1 protein-coding gene is annotated in these 419 nt (G+C 52.7%); it reads right to left on the bottom strand.

The annotated features are described in order from the left end of the window. The coding region (locus QP437_RS09755; RefSeq protein WP_285267702.1) for a Rop family plasmid primer RNA-binding protein at window positions 1-183 on the bottom strand (183 nt) is incomplete at its 3' end. Window positions 184-419 lie beyond the last annotated feature (236 nt).

The following is a 419-nucleotide window of genomic DNA, read 5'->3' as shown; positions in this document are numbered from 1 at the left end:
ATCCTGTAATGCATCCAGTCTCGAGGACAGTGTACGGAAAAGATGCTCCGCATCATCGTGGAGTTTCTCACAAAGGTCGGCCTCTGCATCAAGATCAAGCTCGTTAAGCTTCTCCAGCAGGAGCAGAGACTGATGCTGGAGGAATTTAGCCATGTTCAGAGCTGTTTTCTGTTGTTTTGTCATAAGAAGCCTCAGAGCGTCAGTGCTCAATGTAGGGATGTTCTCTTTTCCGCTTCCTCGCTCACTCAGTCGCTACGCTCCTGCCGTTCGGCTGCGGCGAGCGGTCGCAACTCACGTATAAGAGCATAAGACGACAGGGCTGATAACCGGAGGGGACAAGATAAGGTCGCGGCGTTGCCGTTTTTCCATAGGCTCCGCCCCCCTGACAAGCATCACAGAAGCGGACGCTCAAATCAGTG

Source organism: Haemophilus sp. UMB1048 (assembly GCF_030218125.1).
Classification (GTDB): Bacteria; Pseudomonadota; Gammaproteobacteria; order Enterobacterales; family Pasteurellaceae; genus Haemophilus_D.
The sequence above is the reverse complement of the archived record's forward strand: the minus strand, read 5'-3'. Positions and strand labels throughout refer to the sequence as shown.